The organism is Sulfuricaulis sp. (assembly GCF_024653915.1).
Lineage (GTDB): Bacteria > Pseudomonadota > Gammaproteobacteria > Acidiferrobacterales > Sulfurifustaceae > Sulfuricaulis.
Genome location: NZ_JANLGY010000013.1, coordinates 97,153 through 122,959, shown reverse-complemented (window position 1 = coordinate 122,959; position 25,807 = coordinate 97,153). Strand labels below are relative to the sequence as shown.

26 protein-coding genes are annotated in these 25,807 nt (G+C 57.1%); 20 read left to right on the top strand and 6 right to left on the bottom strand.

The annotated features are described in order from the left end of the window. Positions 1-2 precede the first annotated feature (2 nt). From NUV55_RS07065 to NUV55_RS07055, 3 genes are read left to right on the top strand one after another with little or no spacing between them, the layout of a single operon-like run. Positions 3-356 carry a hypothetical protein gene (locus tag NUV55_RS07065; protein ID WP_296671577.1) on the top strand — a complete coding sequence of 118 codons (354 nt, stop codon included), beginning with the start codon at positions 3-5 and terminating at the stop codon, positions 354-356. Next, complete coding sequence (locus NUV55_RS07060; RefSeq protein WP_296671575.1) at positions 340-564, top strand: hypothetical protein; 225 nt, start codon at positions 340-342, stop codon at positions 562-564. The genes NUV55_RS07065 and NUV55_RS07060 overlap by 17 nt, the downstream gene beginning before the upstream one ends. Continuing rightward, positions 545-1,081, top strand: coding sequence for a DUF3106 domain-containing protein (locus tag NUV55_RS07055; RefSeq protein ID WP_296671574.1), 537 nt, complete (start codon positions 545-547; stop codon positions 1,079-1,081). The genes NUV55_RS07060 and NUV55_RS07055 overlap by 20 nt, the downstream gene beginning before the upstream one ends. Here NUV55_RS07055 and NUV55_RS07050 read toward each other — a convergent pair whose 3' ends face one another. Together NUV55_RS07050 and argH are read right to left on the bottom strand one after the other, a co-directional pair. Continuing rightward, the gene (locus tag NUV55_RS07050; protein WP_296671573.1) at positions 1,082-1,420 is read right to left on the bottom strand and encodes a nucleotide pyrophosphohydrolase; all 339 of its coding nucleotides are present in this window, start codon (positions 1,418-1,420) and stop codon (positions 1,082-1,084) included. Between the two features lie 74 nt (positions 1,421-1,494). Next, positions 1,495-2,886, bottom strand: a complete 1,392-nt coding sequence (argH, locus tag NUV55_RS07045; protein WP_296671571.1) for an argininosuccinate lyase — start codon at positions 2,884-2,886, stop codon at positions 1,495-1,497. 454 nt (positions 2,887-3,340) lie between these two features. Between argH and NUV55_RS07040 the strand changes: the two genes are divergently transcribed. The 10 genes from NUV55_RS07040 to NUV55_RS06995 all read left to right on the top strand — a co-directional run bounded on the left by NUV55_RS07040 (position 3,341) and on the right by NUV55_RS06995 (position 15,244). Continuing rightward, on the top strand, positions 3,341-4,393 hold the full coding sequence (locus NUV55_RS07040) for a sensor histidine kinase (RefSeq protein WP_296671570.1): 1,053 nt from the start codon (positions 3,341-3,343) through the stop codon (positions 4,391-4,393). Between the two features lie 3 nt (positions 4,394-4,396). Next, positions 4,397-5,542, top strand: coding sequence for a sensor histidine kinase (locus tag NUV55_RS07035; RefSeq protein ID WP_296671568.1), 1,146 nt, complete (start codon positions 4,397-4,399; stop codon positions 5,540-5,542). Further along, the gene (locus NUV55_RS07030; protein ID WP_296671567.1) at positions 5,539-6,285 is read left to right on the top strand and encodes a LytTR family DNA-binding domain-containing protein; all 747 of its coding nucleotides are present in this window, start codon (positions 5,539-5,541) and stop codon (positions 6,283-6,285) included. The genes NUV55_RS07035 and NUV55_RS07030 overlap by 4 nt, the downstream gene beginning before the upstream one ends. Before the next feature lie 366 nt (positions 6,286-6,651). Continuing rightward, complete coding sequence (locus NUV55_RS07025) at positions 6,652-7,212, top strand: hypothetical protein (RefSeq protein WP_296671565.1); 561 nt, start codon at positions 6,652-6,654, stop codon at positions 7,210-7,212. 1,462 nt (positions 7,213-8,674) lie between these two features. Continuing rightward, complete coding sequence (locus tag NUV55_RS07020; RefSeq protein WP_296671563.1) at positions 8,675-10,195, top strand: AAA family ATPase; 1,521 nt, start codon at positions 8,675-8,677, stop codon at positions 10,193-10,195. A gap of 87 nt (positions 10,196-10,282) precedes the next feature. Next, positions 10,283-10,696: a hypothetical protein gene (locus NUV55_RS07015; RefSeq protein WP_296671562.1), complete on the top strand. Its 414-nt coding sequence runs from the start codon at positions 10,283-10,285 to the stop codon at positions 10,694-10,696. 475 nt (positions 10,697-11,171) lie between these two features. Beyond that, on the top strand, positions 11,172-12,098 hold the full coding sequence (gene hemC / locus NUV55_RS07010; protein ID WP_367280368.1) for a hydroxymethylbilane synthase: 927 nt from the start codon (positions 11,172-11,174) through the stop codon (positions 12,096-12,098). Next, positions 12,091-12,894 carry a uroporphyrinogen-III synthase gene (locus NUV55_RS07005; RefSeq protein ID WP_296671560.1) on the top strand — a complete coding sequence of 268 codons (804 nt, stop codon included), beginning with the start codon at positions 12,091-12,093 and terminating at the stop codon, positions 12,892-12,894. The genes hemC and NUV55_RS07005 overlap by 8 nt, the downstream gene beginning before the upstream one ends. A gap of 29 nt (positions 12,895-12,923) precedes the next feature. Beyond that, complete coding sequence (locus tag NUV55_RS07000; RefSeq protein ID WP_296671559.1) at positions 12,924-14,003, top strand: uroporphyrinogen-III C-methyltransferase; 1,080 nt, start codon at positions 12,924-12,926, stop codon at positions 14,001-14,003. Beyond that, positions 14,000-15,244 (top strand): heme biosynthesis HemY N-terminal domain-containing protein, encoded by a 1,245-nt coding sequence (locus NUV55_RS06995; RefSeq protein WP_296671557.1) that lies wholly within the window; start codon positions 14,000-14,002, stop codon positions 15,242-15,244. Before NUV55_RS07000 ends, NUV55_RS06995 begins: the two co-directional genes overlap by 4 nt. On the opposite strand, the gene NUV55_RS06990 is transcribed toward NUV55_RS06995, so the two are convergent. The 4 genes from NUV55_RS06990 to NUV55_RS06975 all read right to left on the bottom strand — a co-directional run bounded on the left by NUV55_RS06990 (position 15,241) and on the right by NUV55_RS06975 (position 17,872). Next, positions 15,241-15,666 (bottom strand): hypothetical protein, encoded by a 426-nt coding sequence (locus tag NUV55_RS06990; RefSeq protein ID WP_296671556.1) that lies wholly within the window; start codon positions 15,664-15,666, stop codon positions 15,241-15,243. The two genes, NUV55_RS06995 and NUV55_RS06990, sit on opposite strands and share 4 nt — an antisense overlap. An 11-nt stretch (positions 15,667-15,677) precedes the next feature. After that, entirely contained in the window at positions 15,678-15,893 is a 216-nt protein-coding gene (locus tag NUV55_RS06985; RefSeq protein ID WP_296671554.1) for a hypothetical protein, read from the bottom strand. Positions 15,894-16,034: 141 nt separating this feature from the next. Further along, on the bottom strand, positions 16,035-17,156 hold the full coding sequence (locus NUV55_RS06980; protein ID WP_296671552.1) for a CDP-6-deoxy-delta-3,4-glucoseen reductase: 1,122 nt from the start codon (positions 17,154-17,156) through the stop codon (positions 16,035-16,037). A 146-nt stretch (positions 17,157-17,302) separates the two neighbouring features. Next, positions 17,303-17,872: a hypothetical protein gene (locus tag NUV55_RS06975; RefSeq protein WP_296671551.1), complete on the bottom strand. Its 570-nt coding sequence runs from the start codon at positions 17,870-17,872 to the stop codon at positions 17,303-17,305. A gap of 275 nt (positions 17,873-18,147) precedes the next feature. Here NUV55_RS06975 and NUV55_RS06970 point away from each other — a divergent pair, with 275 nt between their 5' ends. The 7 genes from NUV55_RS06970 to NUV55_RS06940 all read left to right on the top strand — a co-directional run bounded on the left by NUV55_RS06970 (position 18,148) and on the right by NUV55_RS06940 (position 25,722). Next, entirely contained in the window at positions 18,148-19,125 is a 978-nt protein-coding gene (locus tag NUV55_RS06970) for an ABC transporter ATP-binding protein (RefSeq protein WP_296671550.1), read from the top strand. After that, complete coding sequence (locus NUV55_RS06965; RefSeq protein ID WP_296671548.1) at positions 19,122-19,871, top strand: ABC transporter permease subunit; 750 nt, start codon at positions 19,122-19,124, stop codon at positions 19,869-19,871. The genes NUV55_RS06970 and NUV55_RS06965 overlap by 4 nt, the downstream gene beginning before the upstream one ends. A 3-nt stretch (positions 19,872-19,874) precedes the next feature. Next, complete coding sequence (locus tag NUV55_RS06960) at positions 19,875-21,224, top strand: GldG family protein (RefSeq protein ID WP_296671546.1); 1,350 nt, start codon at positions 19,875-19,877, stop codon at positions 21,222-21,224. 12 nt (positions 21,225-21,236) lie between these two features. Further along, entirely contained in the window at positions 21,237-22,157 is a 921-nt protein-coding gene (locus NUV55_RS06955) for a DUF4340 domain-containing protein (protein WP_296671545.1), read from the top strand. 19 nt (positions 22,158-22,176) lie between these two features. Then, complete coding sequence (gene mutM, locus NUV55_RS06950; RefSeq protein WP_296671543.1) at positions 22,177-22,992, top strand: bifunctional DNA-formamidopyrimidine glycosylase/DNA-(apurinic or apyrimidinic site) lyase; 816 nt, start codon at positions 22,177-22,179, stop codon at positions 22,990-22,992. 319 nt (positions 22,993-23,311) lie between these two features. Beyond that, on the top strand, positions 23,312-24,673 hold the full coding sequence (locus NUV55_RS06945) for a hypothetical protein (protein ID WP_296671542.1): 1,362 nt from the start codon (positions 23,312-23,314) through the stop codon (positions 24,671-24,673). After that, a complete protein-coding gene (locus NUV55_RS06940; RefSeq protein ID WP_296671540.1) occupies positions 24,664-25,722 on the top strand; it encodes a hypothetical protein in 1,059 nt (352 codons plus the stop codon). Before NUV55_RS06945 ends, NUV55_RS06940 begins: the two co-directional genes overlap by 10 nt. The last annotated feature ends 85 nt before the right edge of the window (positions 25,723-25,807 follow it).

The window sequence follows — 25,807 nt, the reverse complement described above, 5'->3', positions numbered from 1 at the left end:
CCATGGAAACCGAAGACAAATTTCTGAAGCACGCGAAACGCGTGCTCGATGCGGCCGAGAAGAATCTCGACGCTGGCACCGTGGCACGCCTGCGCGCGGCGCGCCGGACCGCCATCGAAGATGGCCGGCATAAATCATCGTGGACGCGTCCGGGCTGGCTGCTGCCGGTGGGCGGCTTTGCCACCGCCGGCATCGTGCTCGCCGTGGCCGGGCTGCTGTGGTTTTCAGCCCCGAACGGTAACCTCATGCAGGCCGGCATGGGCGACTTGGAGCTGCTGACGGCACAAGAGAATCCGGATTTCTTTACCGAGTTGGAATTCTACGAATGGCTCGAAGGCCATGAGAATGCTGCTTAGGTCGTCGCTGATCGTCATGGTGGCGTTAACACTGCCGCTAACCGCGGCGGCGGCGAACAAACCAGAAACCCCTGACATGGAACTGATCGAATTTTTAGGAAGCCTCGAAACCCGGGGCAACTCGGGAAAGGAAATCCTGACCGCCATCGATACCGGCCTGCTCCCGGATTTGCCGGAGGAACCACCTTATGACGATGCACAGAAATAGACGATTGATTCTTGGATTGCTGTTGCTGTGGCCCGCCCTCACGCTGGCCGCGGAAGGCGGTGCTGGCCTCAGCTGGGACCAGCTCAGTCAGGAAGAACAGCAAACCCTCAAACCCTTCCAGGAACGCTGGGATGGCCTGCCGCCGGAACGGCGCGAGCGCCTGCAACAAGGTGTGAAACGCTGGCAGGCCATGACGCCGGAACAACGTGCGCAGGCGAAGGAACGCTTCACCCGCTGGCAGAAGCTGACACCGGATCAGCGCGAAAAGGCGCGCCAGCGTTACGAGCGCTTCCGCGAATTACCGCCGGAGCAACAAGAGCGCCTGCGCCGTCGCGCCCAGTGGTTCAAGAATCTGCCGCCGGAACGGCGCGCCGAACTGCGCGAGAAGTGGCAGAACATGACGCCGGAGCAGCGTGAGGAATTCAAGGAAAAATGGCGAAGAGACGACAGAGGTCCGGCCCATGAGCGCGGCATGTCACCGCGTCCGGAGCGGCCGGGACGGATGGGGCCGCGGTAATCACCGCTTATCAGCCTTTCCTTTCACTTCCTGCGCTGGATATTTCTTTGCATTGAGCTCCATCTTGCGCTTGGCGGCATCCAGCAGGTTGATACCTAATAAGTCAGCCATACGGTTGAGGTAAATAAACACATCCGCCATTTCCTGCTCGACCTCGCGCAGGGTTTTTTCGGGCAGCTTCCTGCTCTGCTCCTGCGTCAACCACTGGAAATGCTCCACCAGCTCAGCAGCCTCGACGATCAGCGCCATCGAGAGATTCTTGGGCGAGTGAAACTGCTCCCAGTCGCGCTCGCGCGCGAACTCGCGCAGATGTTTCCGGAGGTCTTCGAGGGTGTCCAAAACAAAATCTCCATGGGCTGAAAGCGATCTAAAATCCCCCTCACCCTAGCCCTCTCCCGCAAGGGGAGAGGGGATTATTTGCTGGGGCGGGAAATGCGTTTGCGGGCGCGCTTGACCGCGGCCTTGACCTGCGCCGGGGCGGTGCCGCCGAGATGATCGCGCGCCTTCAGCGAGCCTTCCACGGTCAACACGCCGTACACGTCCTTGCCGATGGCGGGACTGAATTTTTTGTACTCATCCAGGTCGATCTGCGACAGGTCGCGGTCGGTGTCGATAGCGAGCCGCACCGCTTTCCCCACGATTTCATGGGCGTCGCGGAAGGCAACGCCCTGGCGCACCAGATAATCGGCCAGATCGGTGGCGGTGGCATGGCCCATGATCGCGGCGCGCAGCAGGTGGTCGCGCCTTACCTTCATGGACGGAATCATGCCGGCGAACACGCGCAGACTGCCGAGCACGGTATCGAAAGTATCAAACACCGGCTCCTTGTCTTCCTGGTTGTCCTTGTTGTACGCCAGCGGCTGCGCCTTCATGAGCGTCAGCAGCGCGACCAGATGCCCGTTCACGCGCCCGGTCTTGCCGCGCACCAGTTCCGGCACGTCGGGGTTTTTCTTCTGCGGCATGATGGACGAGCCGGTGCAGTAGGCATCCGACAGCTCGATGAACCCGAACTGGGAAGACGACCACAGCACCAGTTCTTCGGACATGCGCGAGAGATGCGTCATGAGCAGTGCCGCGGCCGCGACGAATTCAATGGCAAAGTCGCGGTCGGAAACGGCGTCGAGCGAATTCTCAGAAGCCGCATCGAACCCAAGCAGTTTGGCGGTGTAAGCACGGTCGATCGGAAAACTCGTGCCGGCCAGTGCCGCACTGCCCAACGGCATGATGTTCACGCGCTTGCGACAATCCTGGAGTCTTTGTGTGTCGCGCGCGAGCATCTCGAACCACGCCAGCAGATGATGGCCGAAGGTGATCGGCTGCGCGACTTGCAGATGGGTAAAGCCCGGTGCCGGCGTGGCGGCTTCGCGTTCGGCAATATCGAGAATGGCCTGTTGCAGTTGCCCGATGGCATGCGCCACGACATCAATGCCGTCGCGCAGGTAGAGACGCAGATCGGTCGCCACCTGATCGTTGCGCGAGCGGCCGGTGTGCAGCTTCTTGCCGGTCTCGCCGATACGCTGGATCAGGCGCGCCTCGATGTTCATGTGCACGTCTTCGAGCGCCACGCTCCAGTCGAATTTGCCGGCGTCGATCTCGACTTCGATTTCCTTCAGGCCCTTGACGATGGCATCGCACTCTTTCTTCGTGAGCACACGCACTTTCGCCAGCATCTGCGCGTGCGCGATCGAGCCCATGATGTCGTAGACGTACAGCCGGCGGTCGAAGTGCACCGAGGCGGTAAAGGCCTCGACGGCAGCGTCGGTGGGTTCGGTGAAGCGCCCGCTCCAGGGTTTTTCTTTTGCCATGGTTCCTTTCAACGACGAGAGTGCGTGACCCGGTTTTGACCGTTGTTCCGGTAAAAACCTTTATCCGGCGCCGCCTGTCCGTAGGTGGCCCACGATTATCGGGCTTTTATTGTTATGGCGAAACGGTCTGGCTATTGTTTCGCCTTGTAGCACCTGGTTCGGACTCTCCTTTGTGCACCCCCACCCCGAATTCCGGATCAGGATTAGGCCCCCCGCCTCAAAACGGGGGGTTTTTTTATGCCCGTGCCGCCGAAAGTATACTTGAGAAGTTGCCCAAATAAATCGGTGATTTCCCCCGCCCACACCCCATCCGTCTGCGGTAACTTATATAATTAAGCTATAAATTCAGTCGGTGGGGCGAATTGGCCTCGTCGTGCACCGGCCACCAGGCCCCAAAGGAATATTTGATCCGGCACAGCAGTAAGCCGGAATGTTGTACGCCCGAACGGATTCCATGCCCAATACAAACACCGAGAAGCACAACTTCCTCCCCGATTTCGGGACCTTCAGCATGCTGCTGCAGTTCGTCATCCTGGCCGAACTGATCGCCATCATCATCACCATCGGACGCAACTCTGAAATCAATGAACAGACAATGCAGGATTTCTCGTTGCTGTCCGTGTTTGCGGTGTCGATCGCGCTGTGCAGCATCATCGTGCTGAAAATCGTCTCGCCCCTGCTCAAGCGCACTTCGACCGGCACCGGCTCGGTGCTGGTCATCGTCATGCTGCTGCTGGTCACCTCGCTCGGCATCGACGCCATCATCTACCTGCTGCATCATCTTTCCATCATTGAAAACCGCTGGCCGGAGTGGCGCGAAACGCTGCTGGTCCGCAGCCTCATGATCACCACCATCATCGGCACACTGGGGGTACGCTACCTGATCATGCGTGAGCGCTCCGACAAGGACAGCAAGTTGCAACAGGAGTCCAAGCTGCAGGCGTTGCAGTCACGCATACGCCCGCATTTTCTGTTCAACAGCCTGAACAGCGTGGCCTCGCTCACGCGCAGCGATCCTTCCAAGGCCGAGGCGGTGCTGCACGATCTCGCCGATCTTTTTCGCGTGTTGTTGGCGGACGCGCGCAAGCTCGTGCCCGTGTCCGCCGAGCGCGAGATCTCGCGCCAGTATCTGGAGCTGGAGAAAATACGCCTCGGTGACCGCCTGCAAATCAAATGGAACGTCAGCAACATCCCGCACTCGGCGCTGATCCCGGCGTTGACCCTGCAACCGCTGCTGGAAAATGCCATTTACCACGGCATCGAGCCACGCTTCGCCGGTGGCACTATCAAAATCGAGATGTGGGCTGAGGGCGAGATGCTCAACATCATGATCAGCAACCCACTCCCGGACGTGCGCAAGGAAGGCCACACCAAGGGCAACAAGATCGCGCAGGAAAACATCCGCCAGCGCCTGGCGACGCAGTTCGGCGACGCCGCCAGCATGCAAGTCATCCAGGAAGGCGGCCAGTATCACGTTAAGGTCAAAATACCCATCGTGCGGGGCTGATCCATGGAACTCGCCGCCAAAATCCGATTACTGCTCGATCGCCTCCGCGGCGGCGTGAGTAAGGCCGGGCAACGCCTGATGCCGACGGCCGAGATTCCACCGGGTGAGAAGACCGAATTCCTGCCGAACTTCTGCACCGGCGAGGTGGTGTTCAACGTGGTCGTGGTCGCGGAAATGCTGGCGATCGTAATCAATCTCATTATCCCGCGCAATTTTCTGTCGCCCACCGTGTTGCAGGATCTGCTGCTCATCTCGATCTTCATCCAGTGGGTGGCGCTCGCCGGCACCGCGGTGCTGTGTTACACGCGCAAATACCTTAACCGCCTGCCCAACCTGCGCGCCCTGGGCGCGGCTTACCTGTTGCTGTTGCTCACCACCTTTGTGGTGAGCGAGTGCGTGGTCTGGCTGCTGTGGGCGCTGGGTCGGCTCAATTCCGCGCGCCCGGCATGGTATGCCGATTTCCATATCCTGAATCTCACCATCAGCGCCATCATTAACGGACTGCTATTGCGACTGTTCCTCGCCAAGCACGAATTGCAAAGCCGCACCCTGTCCGAAGCGCGCGCGAAACTTCAGGCATTGCAATCGCGCATCCGCCCACATTTCGTTTTCAACAGCTTGAACATCATCGCCTCACTCACGCGCAGCTCGCCGGAAAAGGCCGAGGCCGCCATCGAGGACATGGCCGATTTGTTCCGCATGATGCTGTCGCAGGACGAAATGCTGGTGCCGGTCAAGAACGAAATCGACGTCGCCAATAAATACCTCGCGCTCGAGGCGCTGCGCCTCGATAATCGCCTCACGGTCAACTGGGATATCGGCAAGTTCCCGCGCAAGAGCGTCATGCCGGTGCTTACCCTGCAACCCTTGCTGGAAAACGCCATCCGCCACGGTATCGAGGAACTGCCCGCCGGCGGGGAAATTGACGTACGCTTATGGGAAGAGAATGATCAGATTCATATCCGGGTGACCAATCCGATCCCCAAGGCCAGATCGAAACAGGCAAAATTCAATCCCGGCCAGTCACTGGACAACATACGCCAGCGCTTTCAGAGCCATTACGGCGCGCAGGCATCGCTTACGAGTGCCGAGGAGAACGGATTGTTTACACTGACGGTCGTACTGCCGACACGCGGAGATAACCTATGAGAGTATTGATCGTAGACGATGAAAAACTGGCGCGTGACCGCCTGCGCGAACTGCTGAACGACATCGGTGGTTACACCGTGGTCGGTGAAGCCATGAACGGCACCGAGGCGGTGGAAAAATCCGCCGAGTTCAACCCCGACGTGCTGCTGATGGACATCCGCATGCCCGGCATGGACGGACTCGAGGCGGCGATGCATTTGATGGGCATGGAGAATCCGCCCGCGGTGATTTTCACCACCGCCTACGACCAGCACGCGCTCGACGCCTTCGACGTCAACGCCGTGGATTACCTGCTCAAGCCCATCCGCAAGGACCGCCTGGCCAAGGCGCTGTCCAAGGCGCACAAACTCACGATGAAGCAGATCGCCGAGATCAGCCAGGCACGCCCCGAACCGGCCTCGCGCACGCATATCAGCGTGCATTTGCGTGGCAATATACGACTCGTGCCGGTGCCGGAAATTCTTTATTTCCTGGCCGACAGCAAGTATGTCGTCGTGCGCACGTCCACCGAGGAGCACCTGATTGAGGACTCGCTGGTGAACCTCGAAAAGGAATTCGGCGAGCGCTTCCTGCGCATTCACCGCAATGCGCTGGTGTACACCGGTTCCATCAAGGGCATTGAGAAAAACCCCGCCGGTACCTGGCAGATCGCGCTCAAGAACTATGACAAGAAGCTCGATGTCAGCCGCCGGCATACCGCCCAAGTGCGGCGGTGGGCGCGGAATAGGCCGATGAACGCCTGATCACGTTGCCGTCACCCCGGCGCAAGCCGGAATGACTGCATATAAGTCTCGCAATATGTTCGAGGCAGGCTGCGATGGCCGCTCTCGCATATCCCTGTGCTCCGCGGCATTCGCCCATCCAGGGCAGCACTCGCGACGGCTACGGGGCTTGAGCAACAACACCTTGCCTTACCTGACTTTCGCTCTGGTGGCCTTGCAGGGTTTGTCGGATCGGTTAATACTGCATCGCCATACCAAGATATTATCTAAACGCCTGATGGCAAGGACTTTATGCAACTCAGCCCCGCCAGGTTAGACGTCACGGGCCAGGTTAGACGTCAGAAAGTGACGTCTAAATTACGTTAGGTACCGATCGGAGATTAAATCGTGTACTTTGTGCGAACTGTTATCACCGTCATTCTCGCAATATCTTCCTGCGGATGTAGTACCTTTGCAGGAGACAAGCTACTCGGACTTGTGAGCCTTGATGAGAACCGTGACAAGGATCAGGTGATTCACAAGGCAGAAGGGCGTGTCGAAAGATTGCTCGATCATCTTGATGTTTCACAGGACATACGACAGCGATATACATCACTGAATCTTCTCGGTATTGTCCGGCCCGGAACGCATAATGCACCAGATCATATAGCTCAGCGACTCGTGCTTATAAGTGGCAACGGAGAATTGAAGAACGTTGCAGGGTCAATAATTGTGGCAACAGGCTCGCTAAAGATTCAGTCCAGTGCAAACAACGTAATTGTTTGTAATGGAGACTTAAGTATCGGTGATGATAGCGGACTGTCTGGGGCCGGCAGTTACTCAAGTCTATTGGTATCGAAAGGGAGAACCAATTTGTCCCGCGGAAACGGCACAAAGATTTATGCTTTGGGTGGTACAACAATTACGTACGGGCATTATGTTCAGACATTCGGGACAAAAAGTGATTGAAGAAACGTACGTTCAATACTGCCTGAGAAAAGTGCTGACGGGCGGAATATCGGCGGTGCTGATTGTTACATGTTCAGCATGTAGCACACCCATTGGAGAGAAGCTATTCGAGATAGTCGACTCACCCAACGCAAATGGTCAAGACAAGACGATTCTCGTGGTTCAAAGACATGTTGCTGATCTTATTCGCCAACTTGAGCTACCTCCAGAAAAGAAACAGCGTTTCGCTTCGATAAATCCCACAGGCATAGTTCGATCTGAGTCGCGCAGCCTTCTCAATAATGTCCATAGACAACTTATCATTATAGATGGTGACGTAAATCTTATGTCAGTAACTAATTCCATAATTCTTTCAAGGTACCCGGTTAAGCTCGCGTACAGCGCAAATAACATTGTGATCTCCTCGGATGATGTAAACATTAGCATCGACGGTGCCCGCATGTTTGGTGATAACGACGGCAGATGGGCACAGAGTAGCCTTGTTATTGCAAGAGGTGCGGTAAAGGGTACGGGGATTCGAGGAACAGCTATATACGCAGAGAGAGGCATAAAAGACTGTTCTGACTGTGGCGATGTCTGGGTTTGTCCAATGCAACAAGCCCCGATCTGGAAACGCTAGTAATTCCCGTAGATGTTTTCTCGCTTCCAAATATCACCTAACACGTCGCTCAACCTGACTCGCTACGTCGGCGCTTCGCGCCTCGTAACTCGCGGGTTAGCTCTGCGTTATATGGCTCAGAGGATTGAACGTTGAACTTCCGTGAATGGCTGGGGCTGATTGTGTTGGTCTTGTCGGCTGCGCTTGTGCCGGTCGGAATGTACGTGAGTCGGCTTCTTTGGGCGGCCACCTTTGTGGGGGTTTGTGTTGGTGTCTGGCTTCTATATACCGAAAGAGTGTTGCGCCGTGAGGCAGAGGCAGCGAAAGAAGGCAGCGGTTCCCATCTGACTGGTCGTGAAATGCCGGGCGACGTTCACAATTATTCTGGGTGGCGTTCCGGAGGTCGGTCAGAGCCCTTCGAAAGTGGGTCAAGTGGTGGTGGAGATGGAGATTAAAGTCAAAAGCCACATAACTATATTTTCAACCGGACGCGGTGAGACGGCGCACTGTTTCCTGAAGCCTCTTGGCCCGCGCCGGTTAAAACGGCGTTATGCCGCACATTACTCAACCGGGGTCCGTTGATTCATGAGAATTCCAAACTTCTCCGTGCGAAACCAGCGCGCCGTGCGTCTCGCGTCTTGCGACGAAGTGCCTCAGGTAATGGTCATCACTGGCCCGAACGGCTGCGGCAAATCAACTCTTCTAAATGCGCTTAGGAACGTTGGTACTGGCGATGGACGCACCCTGTACGTTAGCCCCCATCGAAATAGCCGACGGCAACAAGTTCAAATGCGATATCTGGGGCAGGCTCGCATAGAGATGGGCTCCCTTCTATCTGGGAATAGTCTCCCCGGGTTTGACGGGTTGAATATACCGTCAAGGGAACGTGATGCTTGGAATTTTGATGAAGCACAGAGCTTCCTCAAATACAGTCTTTGTCAGATTGAGATTGATCGCCAAGCTGCAATTGCTGACCGATTCGACACAACTGGCGCTGTCCTAAAGGCCGATATGCCAGACGTCTGGGCACCTCTCCGGGAGCTTACCCACAACCTCTTGCCGCATCTTCAGTTTCACCGTATAGACCTCACTAATAGAGACCAGATTAAGTGCCTTTGGCACGTTCACAGCAAAGATGTCCTGGTTGACATCGATGACTTAAGCTCAGGGGAGAAGGCAATCATTCAGATGTTCGTTCCATTAATTGAGCACCAGGTAAACCGCCATCTCGCGTCGATGCGCGGGGCCGGAGAGGTGGCAGCGCTCGGGCCGGTTGCGGTCCTAATGGATGAGCCGGAACTCCACCTGCATCCGAATTTGCAAGCCAAGGTTCTCGATTACATTCGCGCGCTCTCACTGCGTGAGAGCGTTCAGTTCATTCTGGCCACACATTCACCGTCAATGGTGGAACAGGCAGTTAATGAAGAGCTGTATCTACTCCGCCCCGCAGAACTGACGGCCGGTGACGCCAACCAGCTCGTTCGTATCGCCAGCGACGAGGAACGTCTTGCGACTCTACGAGCTGTATTTGGATCGACGTCGAACGTCACAGCGCTTCGGACAATTCTCGTCGTCGAGGGCCGTGCAGCTGATAAGGGAAGTCGGCGGCCTGCCGATGGACGCATCTATGGATTTCTTAGCGATCAATTCGGACAACTAACTGTATTATCCGGCGGAGGCAAGTCGGAGTGTCAAACACTAATTCGCACGCTCAATGAGTTACTGGTCCCAATCGCCCCCAACCTCAAAGCAGTAGCTCTTCTGGATCGCGACACGCTGCAGGATGAGCCGACCGGCCCGGGGGTCATGTATTTGCCGGTATCCATGGTTGAAAACCTACTCATTGATCCGGATGTCGTGTTTAAAGCTATCGCAACCGTGCTGCACAAGACATCATTTCAGACCCCAGAAGACGTTGCCCGTGCAATTGACACAATCCTCGACGAGTTGTTCGATCATGAAGTCAGCCGACGTGTTAAGGCGGCAGTGTCCAGTCGTACATTTCGCATCCATGACCCCGTCACAGAGGCGAGGCGCCAAGTCGAGGAATTTGCCGAATCTATCCTCGGAGAATTATCGCAACAGTACTTTGAGGGAGTTGCGCGCGAAGCAACTGAGAACGCCGGTGCGTTAAAGTCAGCGGTACGGCGGCGGGAGCTGTACGATGGAAAGAAAATCATCGACGAATTCTTCAAGCGGCACCTGCATGATTCTGGGATGTCAAAGGAAATCTTCGTGTACTTGTGTGCCAAGGAGGCGAGCTCGCGACATTCTGTATCGAAATTCGTTCAGGTGCTATTCGGTGCTCTTGGTATCCTGCCACCTCAATCAGGTGCGGCAGAACCACCGGTTGCAGGCGACGCGCATAAAGCTGCGCGCGCCTGAACCGGGGCGTTATGTGCCTTAATGAATAGAAAAATACCAAACCTATTTTTAGGTTGTGTTGTAGCGCCTCTGGCTGCTCCATTAATCATGCTGCTCACCATTTTGGTCGTTGGTGAAGATTTGCGCGGCCCTGCATATAAATATAGCCTCAACGATGCAAAAGAAATGTTTGGCATAGTCGGCATGTTTCTTGTTCTGGGCGCGCCAATCGCATATGCCATCACGATTGTGGCTGGGCTACCCTTTTATTTCATCACCAAAAAACTTGGTTTAATAAACTTCTGGTCAATTACATTTGGTTCTGCATTCGTTGCAATATTACCAATCTTGGTTATGTCGGCACCGAACGGTTTTGTTCTTTACAAAGAACCAGAAAAAAGCTCGTTCTTGTTCTATCTGGCATTTGCTCTTTGTGGTTATGTAGTTGGGCTTGTGTTCTGGGTTGTCAGTGGCCTTCATAAGCAATCGGCACATAACAAGCCCTTGGAGCCGACGCGGTGAGACAGCGCACCGTTTCCTGTTGTGTTCGTGCCCCACGCGTCTCAACACGGCGTTAGTTTCTTTCTAATTCCCGTCGTCGCGAACCGGACACCGACGGGAGATAGAGCAATCCACCCAAGGCATCCGCGCGTAGGTGTTTTCAACGCACCCGTATGGCGCGCCCGAGCATCGCAGCCGGAATCGGGAGAAGCGAGCCTCGTGTTTGAGCCCGAGGGTGAGGCGGAGTAGTCATGGAAGTCCGGTGGACTTCCATGCCGCCGAACGGGCGCGCCGCGGATCGGCGTGCCCCGGGTGCATGCGCCCGGCGAGTTGAGGCGAGCGCCGATTCCGGCGAGAAGCAAAGGACCCCAGGGTGGCCGCTCTCGCGCATCCCGCGCTTCGCGGCATTCGTACATCCCTGTGCAGCACAGGGCAACAGGAGCCACCCGCAATTAGTTTGTCATCGCGGGCGAAGCCCGCCACAATAAGAATCCCAATGAAAACCCTCCGATTAGGAACAAGAAAAAGCCAACTCGCCCTGTGGCAAGCGCATTACGTGCGCGACGCGCTCGAACGTCATCACCCAGGCCTGAAGGTCGAACTGGTCACCATGACGACCGAGGGCGATCGCATTCTCGACCGCAGCCTTGCCGCCGTCGGCGGCAAGGGCCTGTTCATCAAGGAGCTGGAGACAGGACTGCTGGAGAATCACACGGATATCGCCGTGCATTCCCTCAAGGACGTCACGGCCACGCTGCCGGCGGGCCTGCACCTGGCGGTCTATTGCGAGCGCGAGGACCCGCGCGATGCCTTCATTTCAAATAAATTCGCGACGCTCGCCGCGCTCCCAAATGGCGCACGCATCGGCACCTCCAGCCTGCGGCGCCAGTGCCAATTGCGTGAAGCCTTTCCCCGGCTTGAGATCGTTACGCTGCGCGGCAACGTCAACACACGCCTTTCCAAACTCGATGCCGGCGAGTATGACGCTATTATTCTCGCCGTCGCCGGTGTGAAACGACTGGGTATGGAAGCGCGCATTCGCGAGCGACTCGATCCTTCCGTGAGCCTGCCGGCCGTGGGCCAGGGCGCGGTGTGCATCGAATGCCGCGTGGACGATCGCGCTACGCATGAACTGCTGGCGCCGCTCAACCATAGCGCGACACAAACCTGTGTCACGGCGGAACGTTCCCTGAATTTGCATCTTGAGGGCGGCTGCCAGGTACCGATCGGCGGTTTTGCCGAACTGCATGGCGAGGAATTGCATCTGCGCGGCATGGTGGGTGAACCGGACGGCAGCCGTCTGTTGCGCGCGGAGATTCGCGGTCCCGCAACACAGGCCGAGCAGTTGGGCGTGCAACTGGCGCAACAGTTGCTCGAACAAGGCGCTCGGAAAATTCTCGACAAGGTATACGGCCGTGCCTGAGTCCCCCTCCCCCCCACGCACGCTCGCCGGCGTGCGCGTGCTCGTCACCCGCCCGCGCGATCAGGCGGAAAATCTCGCGCACTTGATTGAAGAACGAGGCGGCGAGGCCATCCGTTTTCCGGTGATCGAAATCGCCGAGCCACAGGACACGCAGGCGTTGCAGACCATCATCGGCCGGCTGAAAGATTTCGCTCTGGCGGTTTTCATCAGCCCGAACGCGGTCAACCGCGCCATGAATTTGATCCTCGCGCGTGGCGGATTGCCGCCGACGCTGCGCGTGGCCTGCGTCGGGCGCGGCAGCGCGCGTGAACTCAAACACTTCGGGATTGAAAACGTCATCGTGCCGCCGGGCCGCTTTGACAGCGAGGCGCTGCTGGAATTGCCCGAGCTGCAACAGGTGGCGGGGAAACGCATTGTCATCTTCCGCGGCGACGGCGGACGCGAACTGCTGGGCGACACCCTCAAGGCGCGCGGGGCGGAAATCGAGTACGCCGAGTGCTACCGGCGCGTGCGCCCCAACACCGACATGACGCCGCTGCTGCGCCGCTGGGCGCGCGGGGAAATCGACATCGTCAGCGTCACCAGCGTGGACGGCCTGCACAATCTCTACGACATGGTCGGCAAGGCCGGCCAGCAATGGCTGATCCGGACACCCATTATTGTGGTCAGCGGGCGCATGGCGGAGGTGTGCCGCGAACTGGGCTTCAAATCCGAACCACGGGTAGCAACGACGGCCAGCGATGAAGCCATTCTGGAAGCGATACAGGCGTGGCGGGGCGGTAAAAACACCTTATAATTGCGCTTCGCACACTGGCCGGATATCCCATGACTGACACGGACGCCAAAAATCCCCCTGCTGAACAGGCGGCTGCCTCCAGGCGCGCCAAAACCGCGCCCAAGAAATCCGAAGGCGAGCGACGCCACGGTCGCGTGCGCGGCGGACTGGCGGTCATTCTCGCCACACTGGCGCTCATCGCGAGCGGATACCTGTGGTACGTCATGTTCTATGAGAGCGCAGATTTGTTCTCGCGCGATATCGTCGGCGCGCTAGACCGCATTGAGTCCGATTCCAATCAGGCGCTGGAAACCGTCGCCAACACCGAGAAGGACATCAAGGCACTCAAGGAAACCCAGGATGCGATTCGGGCCTCGCTCGAAAAAATCAACAGCGACCTGCGTCGCAACCGCCTCGAATGGGCGCTGACGGAAACCGAGCAGTTAATGATCATTGCTAATAACCGCCTGCAATTGGCGCGCGACTCCAGCTCGGCGCTGGCCGCCCTGCGCGCCGCCGACCAGCAACTGCAACAACTGGCGATGCCGAAATTCCTGCCGGTGCGGCGTGAACTCGCGCGCGAAATTTCATTGCTGGAATCCAACGAGAAACTGGATATCGGCGGCATCACCCTGCGCCTCGCCACTCAGGCGGACAACGTGGACCGGCTGCCACTGGCGCTGGATATACGGTTGCGTGAAATCGAAGAGGCCAAATTGCCCGTCAAAGCAGGCGATGCCCAGGTTGCCAGCGCGGACGGCAATTGGCGCCAAACGGCGCGCAGCCTGTGGCAGGATATTCTTTCACTGGTGCGCATTCGCGACGACGTGGCCTCGCAGCGTCCGCTGCTCCCGCCGGAACAGCAATATTTTCTGCGCGAGAACCTGCGCCTGATGCTGTACGGGGCGCAGCAAGCGCTGTTGCAGGGCAGCGTTCCCACCTTTCAGCAGAATCTCAAGACGGCACAACGCCTGCTCAAGGATTATTTTGATGTCGAATCGCAGATCGTCACGTCGATGCAAACCGAACTCACCCGCCTGCAAACCATGAAGATCCTCACCGACATGCCGAACATCACCGCGTCGCTGACCACCCTGCGGCGCCTGAGCGGGCGGGGCGAAGAACCGTGAAGACGCTGATCTTCATCATCATCCTGCTGTTCACGGCAGTTCTGGTGACCTTCTACGCCATGGACAATCCGGGCTACGTACTCATTTCGCGCGCACCGTGGAGCATCGAGATGAGCCTGACGGTATTCATCCCGCTCATGGTCATCAGTTTTTTCCTGTTCTACCTGTTGCTCTTCATGATCGTACGTCTGTGGCGCATCCCGCGCGACGTCGGCCGCTGGCGCGGCAAGGGACAGGCCAACAAGGCGCGCACTTCGCTCATCCAGGGACTGACATATCTGGCAGAAGGAAACTGGGTCGAGGCAGAAACACAGTTGCTCGCCGGCATGCGTCATGGCGACACGCCGCTACTCAATTACCTGGGCGCGGCCATGGCCTGCGAGGGTCAGGGCCACAGTGAGAAACGTGATGAATACCTGGCGCTGGCACACAAAAACGCGCCGCAAAATGATCTCGCCATCGGCATGACCCAGGCCTATCTGCAACATCAGGCAAACCAGATGGAGCAGTCGCTGGCGACCCTGAACGAATTGCGCGCCGAGACCCCGAAGCACAAGCAGGTGCTGAAACTACTGTCCCAAGTGCACCTCGAATTGCGCGACTGGACCGGTCTGATCAATCTGATCCCGGACTTGCGCCAGAGCTACGCCATGACCACGAAAGAAATCGACGAGCTCGAATTGCAGGCACATCGCGAGCTGATGAAACTTTCGCTCCCCGCCGGCCGGCCAGGCGTGCTGGAAAAGGCCTGGAACGCGGTGCCGAAATCCTTGCGGCGTCATCCTTCCATGATTGGCATCTACGCACGCCAGTTGATCCAGCAGAACGAGATGGCACAAGCGGAATCGGTGCTACGCGCCTCCATTGAGGATAACTGGGACTCGGCGCTGGTGGAACTGTACGGTCTGGCACAGGGACCGAATTCCGCTGAACAACTGGAAACCGCGGAGGGCTGGCTGACGTCGCACCGCGACGATTCGAAATTACTGCTGACGCTCGCGCGCCTGGCGACGCGCGACAACCAGGACAGCAAGGCGCGCGGGTATTACGAAACCTGCCTTGCGCAACAAGGGCCGGTGGAGGCCTGCCGTGAACTCGGAAATCTTCTGGAAAAACTCGGCGAAAAGGACAAGGCGCTCAACACTTACCGCCGCGGCCTCGAGATGGTTGCCAGCGAACGGCATGCCACTCCGGCTCGCGGACTGGGATCAACCATCTCCCGCTTCCGCGCGGCACGTTAATCCGTTATTAATAAGTTTGGCAGCTTCAATCTGGAATTCTGCTCGCGGTACAAATCCATCGAATAGGTAAAATCGCCGGTGAATTTCCCGCCGCGGTAATCGATGGAGAGCACATCCGGCACGAAGCGGCCGCGGTCGCCCACCACCGGGTAATCGCTGGCCTCGGCGCCGTTATCGATGTCATCGAAGCTGCAGGCTTTCTGGTAGCGTGCCGGGCGGAACCACGCGTAGAGTTTCGAATTCACCGGTACCGCATTGTCGACAGCTTCGTCGCGGAACCACACGCGCTTGGCGATCATGCAGCCGAAGATCAATTGCACCTCGGCATACAGCGGCACGATACGCCGCGCCAAAGCGCGTTCGGCAGCCGGACTCAGTTCCACGCGCACGGGTTTGCCGTGCAGCTGAATGGTGACGATCATTCGGAATATTTCTAATAACCTTTTTGTTGCTCCGCACCGCCATCCTGCTCGGAGGCCTTCAGGGCCTCGCGGTTTTTCTCCGCGCCTTCCTTGAGCTTGTCTTCCACCGCGCGGGCCTTGTCCTTGGCCTGCACCGCCGGGGCGAATACAGTGTCCTTGATATCTTTCTTCTCACCGCAGGCAACCAACAGGCCAAGGCAGCAGAGGCATGCTAACACCGTTCGCATAATTTCCCCTCCAGCATTAAAGAGTCATCCCCTCATGTAAGGTGGGGGCAGTGCCCACCATACAGCTATCTTCGTAGGGTGCGCCCTGCGCACCATTAAATCGGTGCGTGGGACGCACCCTACTGACTCTCCACCCCGCATTCATACGGTGGAGTGAGCAAACTCAAAGGAATCATAATACAAGCGGTCCTCGGGTAATCCATGTTTTTTCACCACACCCTTGAGTGCATCGATCATCGGCGGCGGGCCGCTGGCATACACCTCGTGCTGGCTCAGGTCCGGGTGATCTCCGGCCACCGCTTCGTGCACCCAACCCTGACGACCGTTCCAGTGGTCTTCCGGCAACGTTGCGGACAACACTGGAGTAAATTTGAAATTTTTATATTCCTTGGCCCATGTTTGCGGCAGATCGGCCAGGTACAAATCACGTTTGGCGCGCACGCCCCAATACAGATGCAGTGGGCGCGTTATGCCTTTGGCGAAAGCATATTCGAGTATGCCCTTGATGGGCGCAAAGCCAGTACCGCCCGCGACCAGGATGGCCGGATGCTCCGGTGTCGCTCTCGACATCCTGTCTCCCGTGACGTACATGGACGTACTAATGCCGCGAGAAGCAGGATGCTGAGAGCGGCCGACATTTGTACTTCCCTGTACATCATCTTCGCGCAGGAAAAACATCCCGAACGGACCCTGAAACCGCAACAGGTCTTTTTCCTTCATCTTCCCGAATACGTGATCGGTGAAATGCCCGCCCGGCACGTGGCGGATATGCAGTTGCAGCAATTCATCGGAAAGTGGCGAGGTCGAAAGCGAAAAGCTGCGCCGCAGGTTGCCGCTCAAAAGAATATCGATGTACTGCCCGGCAAGGAATTGCAGCCGCTGGCCCTCGGCCAGCTTGAGTGACAGTCGCATGACATCATCGGCGAGTTTTTCCATTTGCACTACGCGCGCCGGCATGATGCGGATGGGGATGTCCTTGGCCGCGGCGATTTCTTTCGCCTCGATCACCAGATCCGACAGGGGTTTGGCCTGGCAGAACAAGGCATGGCCGTTTTCCTTCTCCGCTTCGCTCATGGCCTTGGACTCGTAGGTGCCATAGTCAAGCTCGCCGGACACAAGTTTTCCCTTGCAGGTACCGCAAGCGCCGTTGCGGCAACTGTAGGCCAGCATCACGCCCTGACGTAGCGCCGCCGCCAGCACGGTTTCTTTTTCTTCCGCGATAAACTCACGACCGCTGGACTGAATACGTATCTTGAAGGTCATGGGAACGGGTCTGATGGTTTTTTATTGGGCGTGAAGGGCCTATTGTTCCCCAAAACGCCGGGAAGAAAAACCTCAGATTAAAAATGAAATGCCCGCTTGCGCGGGCATGGTGACGAATCGGGAAAAGGGGAAATCTGGAGTGCGGTTCAGATCCAGGAGACGCCGCCGACGTTTTCCCAGATGCGCACGGCGCGGTCGACCTGTTTCTGCGTGACGGCTTCACTGGCAGCGAGGCGGCACTGTTCGATCGTGCCGCATTCCACGCCATCCACGTTATAGACCAGGCGGCTGGTGGTGCGGGTGTAGGCGTTGCCGATCCACTCGTAGCGGCTGTACGCGCCCTCGGTGGCGGACATTCCGGTATAACTTTCAATCACCGGGTAACCAGCCTTGTCTTCGCGCAGGCGGAAGGTGGCGTCGAAGCTGAGCAGCGTGGTCGCGGCGCTTGCGGATTTCTCTACCAGCCAGGCGCGGCAATCGCTGCCCGTGCAGCGTTCGTTGATGATGATGTACAGGTCGCCCTGAAGGGTCTTGGCCACCCAGCGGCGGCTGAAGGCCGGCTGGTCGCAGGCCTGGGTCAGCGCGCAGGTGCTGGCGATATCAGCCGGGATTTCGCGGTCGGCTAGTATCGGATCGGAGCTTTCACCGGTGCCGGTCCAGACGCTGGCGGCGAAACCGATGATGAGCGTATTCAGTAGTGTCAGGGCCTTTTTCATGGATCTTTACCTTCTCTCACTGGTATAAAAGGCATATTCCGTGCCAGAGATTCCAGCCGCGGAAAAGTCCATTATTTACAGCGGATTACATCGAGGACGGCGGGCCACTCCCAAGCTAGCCGCGAACCGTAAGCGAAATCATCGTTACGGACAGCGTCACTCTGCGCCTAAAACCAGCGGCATGTCAAACCGCAGGACTATTTGACATTCCCGCCCCTGCTCCCTTAAATGCGGCCCATGCTCGAACGGACCCAAAGCACCGGTTTTGACACTTGATGAGCCATAACGCCCTGGTCGAAATCAGAAATCTCTCGCGCTTCTACGGGGCGTTGCAGGCGGTCAAGGACGTCAGCTTCACCATCCGGCAGGGAGAAGTGCTCGGCTTCCTCGGCCCCAACGGCGCCGGCAAGACCACGACCATGCAGATCATCAGCGGCAACCTCGCGCCCTCGGGCGGGAGCGTGACCATCGCCGGCCACGACCTGCTCGAAGACCCGCGCGCCGCCAAGAGCCAGATCGGCTATCTCCCGGAGCAACCCCCGCTCTACCGCGAACTGACGGTGGATGAATATCTCGACTACTGCGCAGCGCTGAATCATGTGCCACGCGCGCAACGCGTCAATGCACGTGACAACGCCAAGGAACGTTGCGGTTTGCACGACACCGGCCGACGGTTGATCGGCAATTTATCGAAGGGTTTTCAACAGCGCGTCGGCATCGCGCAAGCAATTATTCACCTTCCGCCCGTGGTGATACTGGACGAACCCACCGTCGGTCTCGATCCAATCCAGATCCGTGAAATCCGCGCGCTCATCCGCGAGCTGGGCAAGGAACATGGCGTGATCCTGTCCACGCATATCCTGCCCGAAGTACAGGCCACCTGCGACCGCGTCCAGATTATCAATAAGGGCGAGCTGGTGCTCAATGAAAGCATCGAGGGGCTGGAGCACCAAATGAAATCGGCCTCGCTCACGGTGGCCTTCCGTCATCCGCCGGAACAAAAGACATTGGAAAAACTTCCGGGCGTGAAATCGGTGCAGCCGGAAAAAGACGGACGGATGCACGTCTTCCATGAAGCCGAACAAAATCCGACGGACGCCATCCTGCGCATGGCAGTCGAGAAAAACTGGGGGCTTTATGAAATCCGTCCGGGACGGCTCTCACTCGAACAGATTTTTATGGAATTGACCACGGACGCGGCGGAGCATGCGCCTGTTTCCGACGCCGCCATTACATCGGACAGCGCCACATGATTCTGACCATCGGCCTGCGCGAATTCAAATCGCTGTTTCTCTCGCCATTGGCCTGGTCCATCCTCGCGGTAGTGCAGGTGATCCTCGGCTTCTTGTTCTTGGTACGCCTCGAAGTGTTCCAGTTGGACCAGCCATCGCTGATGGCAATGAACGGCGCGCCGGGCCTTACAGAATACGTTATTCCATCTCTCCTCAGTAATGCTGCCATCATCCTATTGCTGGTGGTGCCACTGCTGACCATGCGCCTGGTAGCGGAGGAACGACGCAATCGCACGCTCGCGCTGCTGTTCAGCGCACCGCTGTCGATGACCGAAATCGTGCTCGGGAAATACCTCGGCATTCTGCTGTTCCTGCTGGTGCTGTTGCTAATGATCGCGCTGATGCCACTGTCCCTGCTCGCGGGGGCAAGCCTGGATCTGGGCTTGATGGCCTCGGGATTTCTCGGGCTGGCGCTGCTGCTGGCGGGTTTCGCGGCCGTGGGGCTGTTCATGTCCACGCTCACGCAATACACGACCGTCGCCGCGGTCAGCACTTTCGGCGCACTGCTGCTGTTCTGGATACTCGACTGGTCGGGTCAGGGCGTGGGCGCCGGCAACTGGATGGCCTATTTGTCGCTGTTCAATCATTACAAGCCGTTCTTGGAAGGCATTTTCAACAGTGCCGATGCGGCTTACCACATCCTGCTCATCACCACCTTTCTGGTGCTCAGCATCCGTCGTCTGGATGCTGACCGGTTGGGAGGTTAAACCATGTATCACACCCCACGCATCCACTGGCAATTACGTCTGATGAATCTCAGCTTCGTGGTGCTGTTCCTGCTGGCCGTGGGACTGCTGCAATGGCTGGCGTCGGAATACCAGCTGCAATTCGACTGGACCCGCATGCACCGGCATTCGCTCTCGCCGGCGAGCGTAGCCGTGGCGGAACGACTCAAGGAACCGCTCAAGATCACCGCCTTCGCCAGCCAGCGCGGCGAGACGCGCCGGCTGATTCAGGAAATGGTGGGGCGTTACCAGAAATATAAACCGGATATCCAGCTCGAATTTGTCGATCCCGACACCGCGCCCGAGCGCGCGCGCGCCACCGGCGTGCAGTTTGACGGTGAACTGGTGCTCGAATATGGCGATGCGCGTGAAAGCCTGCCGCCGACCCAATTCAACGAACAGAATTTCACCAACGCGCTGACACGCCTCGGTCATCGCGGGGAACGCTGGGTGGTGTTTCTGAGCGGCCACGGCGAGCGCAGTCCTGTCAAGCAGGCGAACTTCGATCTGTCCACCTGGGCCGCACAACTGCACAAGCGCGGCTTCAAGACCCGCGCGCTCTCGCTCGGGGAGCATCCGCAAATTCCGAAAAACACAACAGTACTGGTGATTGCCGGCCCGCGCACGCGTTTGCTCGCGGGCGAGGTCAAGGAGGTTCAGAACTATCTCGACCGTGGCGGTAACCTGTTGTGGCTGCACGACCCGGGTCCGCTGCTCGGATTGGAACCGCTGGCTGAAAATCTCGGCATCGAATTTCAATCGGGCGTCATCGTGGACCCGGCGTCCGAAAGCATCACCGGTAATGCCGCCGCCATCGTCATTACCAAGTATGGCGCGCACCCCGTGGTACGCGGCTTTACCGACAACACGGTGTTCCCGCAGGCCGGTGGTATCAGCCTGAATGCACCGGAGGGCTGGCAGGGTTCAGTGCTGATGGACACGCGCCCCACAAGCTGGTCTGAAACCGGTTCGCTCGATGGGCCGATCCAGCTCGACAAGGCCCGGGACCTCCGCGGTCCGCTCAACCTGGCCGTGGCGCTCATGCGCACACTCGACAACAAGCGCGAGCAGCGCGTCATTGTTGTCGGCGACGGCGATTTCCTGGCGAACACCTATCTCCCCAACGGCGGTAATCTGGAGCTTGGCATGAGCCTGACCAACTGGCTGTCACAGGACGATGCCTTTGTGAATATTCCGGTCAAGACCGCACGTGACCGCTCGCTCGATCTGGGGCGTGGTGGCCAGATCGCCATCGTCGCGGTGTTCTTGGCAATTCTGCCCGTCACGCTGATCAGCAGCGGCGTGCTGATCTGGCTGCGGCGCCGCAAACGCTGAAGGCAGGCACGGATGCCGGAAACCGAAAAACCACAGGAAACCGGGCAAGACCCGGCTAATCCCGTCAGTCCCTCGGGACTGCGGCGTCGCTGGCTACTCAACGCCGCTCTGCTGGTACTAATTGTCGCGCTGGCGTGGCTCGCGATCTATCGTGCTGGTCAGGAAAAAGACGTTACCGGACCACCGCTGACCACTCTGACAACCGATACGATTTTACAGCTACGTACAGAGCGGCCTGGTCATCCTGCCGTTACGCTGGAAAAAACCGGCAAGGAATGGATGCTCACAACACCAGTGCGGGCACGCGCCAATCACTTCAATGTGGAGAGCCTGCTGCGCATTATCACGGCCCCGGGCGAAACCCGTTTTCCCGCGGTCGCGACAGACCTGGCCAAATTCGGCCTGGACAGACCACAGACACGCGTGTGGTACGACAACGAGGAAATCGCCTTCGGTTCCCTTCACCCGCTCAACAACCAGATTTATGTTCAAAATAAGAATGAGGTGGTGCTGATTCCAAGCCATTACCTCAGCACGGCCATTTACCCATATACCAATTTCATCGACAGCCGCTTGTTCGAGGAGAACCGCAAGCTCACGACCGTCATACTGCCGGACTTCACGCTCGCGCAAGAAAACGGTGTCTGGCAAAAGCAACCGCCGGACGCGAAACTTATGTCGGATCGAATCAATGATTTCGCCGCGGAATGGCAGAACGCCAGTGCGCTCGGTGTCGAGAAATATTCAGGCAAGGAGATTTTGGACCGGATCGAGATCGCCTCCCTGCGTGACGGCAAAACCGAAAAGCTGACGCTCGGCATACTCGCCTACAAGCCGGATTTCGTTCTGCACCGGCCGGATGAAGATCTGGAATACCATTTTACCGAAGAGGCCGGCAAACGCCTGCTGAACCTGTCGCCCGGCGATAAATAATCCGGCGGCTTTCGTTGTCATGCCCGAACTCCCGGAAGTCGAAACCACCCGCCGTGGCATCGAACCGCACGTAGTCGGCCGTACCGTGACAAGGCTGGTGGTGCGCAACCCGCGCCTGCGCTGGCGCGTGACAGAAAAACTGGTACGGGAGTTATCGGGGCAAACGATCCAGGCGGTCGGTCGCCGCGGGAAATATTTGTTACTCAGCACAGCCACCGGCACGGCGATTCTCCATCTCGGCATGTCTGGAAGTCTGCGTGTCGTTCCCAGCACGCAACCGGCGGACGCCCATGACCACGTGGACATCGTGCTCGATAACGGTGATTGCCTGCGCCTGCACGACCCGCGCCGCTTCGGTGCACTGCTGTGGACGCGCGATGATCCCCACAAGCACAAACTGCTGCGCGACCTCGGCCCGGAGCCCCTGTCGCCGGACTTCAGCGGCGATCGTCTTTTTATAAAATCACGTCGTCGTAAACGCGCGATCCGTGATTTTCTGCTCGACAGCCAGATCGTCGCCGGCATCGGCAACATTTACGCAAACGAGGCGCTGTTCAGGGCCGGTCTGCGGCCCACGCGTGCCGCTGGCCGCATCAGCCGGACACAGTACGAACGGTTGGCCGCGGCCATTCGCGAAACACTGAACCGCGCCCTCAAGGCCGGCGGCACCACCCTGCGCGACTTCCGCCACAGTGACGGCAAGCCCGGATACTTCCAGCTCTCGCTCAATGTTTATGGCCGAGATGGCGAGTCCTGTCGCGTCTGCCGAGCCCCTGTTCGGACCCGGAAACTGGGGCAACGAAGCGTTTTTTTCTGCCCGAAGTGCCAAGCATGATACAAACTACCTTTCCGTACCCATGCACTCAAACAGTGCAGGCAATGCCAATGTATTGAATTACAGTATTTTTCATTCCCACAGGCGCGTGTCGTATTTAAATACGAATTTGATCCAGGCTTGACCCCCCCTTGTATCGCTGCTATAGCATTTGGAAAGAATAACAGTTCGTCTTCTGGCATAGGGATTCGTGCAGAGACTGTAGCAATGTTCTGCGTGAACCGAAATGTCGGGAGACAAGCATAAAGCGCCTCCCCTGTGGTTTCACCAAACATGCCCGGCTGTTACCTGATCAGAAAATGTTTGTTATGGGGTGGGTATGCGCATATCACATATAATCTTGAGGCATACAGGTATCAATGCTTTTAGGTCGAGCGTTCATCGAAATATTCGTAAGCAAAAGCCTTCGCAGTTTTTTATTGTCCTATCTGGCTTCCTTGCCCTCATCTTCGCCAGCTATCCGCCGCCGATTGCTGCTGGCTCACAATGCTGGGTCGGCGAACTTGGCGGGAATACGATTGGAGTTCATTCTCTGGGTCCTTATCCAGATCGCGATGCGATTCTGGCGGCAGCAAAGTTCAAGATGGATGAACTCTTGCTGGGGAAGCCTTACAACGATCATTGCTATCCTATCAATCCGTCACTGCCCTTTATCTCCACCCAAATGACATGCAACACCGTCAACTGCGACATCGACTCTTGCGATTATCGAACCGGTGTCTGCACTCCATGGATTAGCGTTCGTACCATATGGGCTTCCTCGGAACTCGCTAATTGTAACTTGGCAAGTTTGTATGCACATAATGACGCACTGAGTAGCAAACCCTCTCCGGCGTGTGCAGGCTCGTACACAATCAGACTATCGCCCGGTAACAACGCTTCTGAAACTGCCTTAATTCTGACTTCAATCGAGCCCGACGAGGCCACAGATCTTGTCGCCAAAGTCTACGATCAAAACAATCAGCTCGTACCGAATGTTGTCGTAAAACTCGCCCTGGAAGCGAAGCAGAACAGCGGCGGACACCATCATGGCAATGATTCCGCTATAGCGCGCACGGGTACGCTGGCGGGTCAACAGGTGCTGACAGACAACACAGGACCGAGCGGTTTGCAGTTTAGCTACAAGGCTCCCAGCGTGGCGGGTGATTACAAGATCAAGGCCACCTGTACTGACGGCAAGAACTGCCAACCGGAGGGGGCGGATACGGTGTGGGTGGGGGTGAAGAATTTAATTCCGTTATCTGGCCAAAACAGTGTTTACAGGTTGATAGGTCAAAACCAGCAGCATCCAGACAATCATTATCTGAAATCCACAGCCTTAAACCGCGCAACGGTGTTCGCAGCCTTCTATCAGGCAAAGTATCCCAACACCGCTGTTCTATACTTGAATGACGCGAGTTTGGAGCGTGGTGGCGTGTTCGATATATCTCTTGACTGGAAATCACCGCATTTTGAACACTGCCATGGCACCATCATTGACATTCGTGCCAATGGGGGGGAAGGGGCATTGAATATTACGAGTGACAATGATCCGATGATTGAAAAGCTCAAAGAGATTGGTCGGGTCGCCGGTGTAGAACCAGATTTTGAAATTCCAAAAGATAAGGAAGGTAATCGTCTTTGGAATTTACGGCATTTTCACACTTACTTGATGGGACAGGAGGGTTTGCAATGTCCATAGCCAGCTTGAAAGATATAGGACTATTTATTCTCGCTTTGCTCTTGTTCCCATGGCCTGTGGTACAGGCCGAAATGGGTAAAGGTACTGTGCAAGATCCGGTGACTCGCGAATATGTAGACGGGGTTTATAAAGACTGGCAAGAGGGGATTTTGCTTGATCCACAGACTAACAACTACATAGTAACCTACAAGGACGGATATGGTTTTTATAACTCGGTTATGTTTGAAGCGGCGACAAAAATTGAACCAGTTTTAAAGTCAAAGTTTAAACACCCTAACTCAGCTAACACGGTTGTTTACGAATACAAGCTAAAAAACGGAACAAGAAGCAAACAAAACATCAACATGTTTCTGGCTCATGTCAGCAGCATTAACCCAGGCAGTCCGATGGGCCCGAAGGGCTGGGATGGACGCGCAATTCCAACGCTTACTGATTCCACCTTGCGCCTTTCCTGGATGTATGACAGCGAAGAACATTTAGGAGGTCTCGCGCCCGGCAGAAGCATTGGGGAATTTAAAGTAGAAAGCAGCGACTTGCCTGGTATTACTGTTATGGAAATTACGGGCGCGGCTAAAGCGACCACATGGCTCGGTCATACTCCACCGTTCGATACTCCGGTCGGCAAGCAACTCTGGGAACTCAAAACCAACAACTTTGTCCCCCGCCCCGCCGCCGTTCCCCTGATCCCGGTGCCGAATCCTTTCGATGCGGCCGCAGTGCTGACCAACATGCAGAGGCACGTCAACCAAGACCTCGTTGGCATGAAGCTGATCGACCCTGCGTTTGCATCCCAATTGGACAGGTTGTTCCAAACCGCCATCGCCGCCGCCAAGGGCGGCAACACGGTGGCGCTGAAGGGTAACCTCAAAGACCTGCGTCAGATGCTCAAACGAGAGCACGCCGACGTTGACAAGGACGATGAGGACTGGGACAAGGATGATGACAAAAATAAGGAAAAAGATAAGTCCCGGTTAATTGACAAGCTCGCCGTGAAGGTACTGGATTTCGATCTGAAATATATCCAGAAGCGTCTTGGCAATAACGATTAATCTCACGTAACAAAAAATACCCGTCCGTCCCTTCCTCTGAAGGGGCGTTAGTATTCTGCGCAATTTCCGACGTAGCAACGGCCGC

Coding starts and splice junctions, on each gene's coding strand:
- NUV55_RS06940 (WP_296671540.1), top strand. CDS start 24,664: ATGTCCATAGCCAGCTTGAAAGATATAGGACTATTTATTCTCGCTTTG.
- mutM (WP_296671543.1), top strand. CDS start 22,177: ATGCCCGAACTCCCGGAAGTCGAAACCACCCGCCGTGGCATCGAACCG.
- NUV55_RS06965 (WP_296671548.1), top strand. CDS start 19,122: ATGATTCTGACCATCGGCCTGCGCGAATTCAAATCGCTGTTTCTCTCG.
- NUV55_RS07040 (WP_296671570.1), top strand. CDS start 3,341: ATGCCCAATACAAACACCGAGAAGCACAACTTCCTCCCCGATTTCGGG.
- NUV55_RS06975 (WP_296671551.1), bottom strand. CDS start 17,872: ATGAAAAAGGCCCTGACACTACTGAATACGCTCATCATCGGTTTCGCC.
- NUV55_RS07015 (WP_296671562.1), top strand. CDS start 10,283: ATGCTGCTCACCATTTTGGTCGTTGGTGAAGATTTGCGCGGCCCTGCA.
- NUV55_RS07055 (WP_296671574.1), top strand. CDS start 545: ATGACGATGCACAGAAATAGACGATTGATTCTTGGATTGCTGTTGCTG.
- NUV55_RS06990 (WP_296671556.1), bottom strand. CDS start 15,666: ATGATCGTCACCATTCAGCTGCACGGCAAACCCGTGCGCGTGGAACTG.
- NUV55_RS07065 (WP_296671577.1), top strand. CDS start 3: ATGGAAACCGAAGACAAATTTCTGAAGCACGCGAAACGCGTGCTCGAT.
- NUV55_RS07035 (WP_296671568.1), top strand. CDS start 4,397: ATGGAACTCGCCGCCAAAATCCGATTACTGCTCGATCGCCTCCGCGGC.
- NUV55_RS06980 (WP_296671552.1), bottom strand. CDS start 17,156: ATGACCTTCAAGATACGTATTCAGTCCAGCGGTCGTGAGTTTATCGCG.
- hemC (WP_367280368.1), top strand. CDS start 11,172: ATGAAAACCCTCCGATTAGGAACAAGAAAAAGCCAACTCGCCCTGTGG.
- NUV55_RS06960 (WP_296671546.1), top strand. CDS start 19,875: ATGTATCACACCCCACGCATCCACTGGCAATTACGTCTGATGAATCTC.
- NUV55_RS07000 (WP_296671559.1), top strand. CDS start 12,924: ATGACTGACACGGACGCCAAAAATCCCCCTGCTGAACAGGCGGCTGCC.
- NUV55_RS07030 (WP_296671567.1), top strand. CDS start 5,539: ATGAGAGTATTGATCGTAGACGATGAAAAACTGGCGCGTGACCGCCTG.
- NUV55_RS06970 (WP_296671550.1), top strand. CDS start 18,148: ATGAGCCATAACGCCCTGGTCGAAATCAGAAATCTCTCGCGCTTCTAC.
- NUV55_RS06985 (WP_296671554.1), bottom strand. CDS start 15,893: ATGCGAACGGTGTTAGCATGCCTCTGCTGCCTTGGCCTGTTGGTTGCC.
- NUV55_RS07060 (WP_296671575.1), top strand. CDS start 340: ATGAGAATGCTGCTTAGGTCGTCGCTGATCGTCATGGTGGCGTTAACA.
- NUV55_RS06945 (WP_296671542.1), top strand. CDS start 23,312: ATGCGCATATCACATATAATCTTGAGGCATACAGGTATCAATGCTTTT.
- argH (WP_296671571.1), bottom strand. CDS start 2,886: ATGGCAAAAGAAAAACCCTGGAGCGGGCGCTTCACCGAACCCACCGAC.
- NUV55_RS06955 (WP_296671545.1), top strand. CDS start 21,237: ATGCCGGAAACCGAAAAACCACAGGAAACCGGGCAAGACCCGGCTAAT.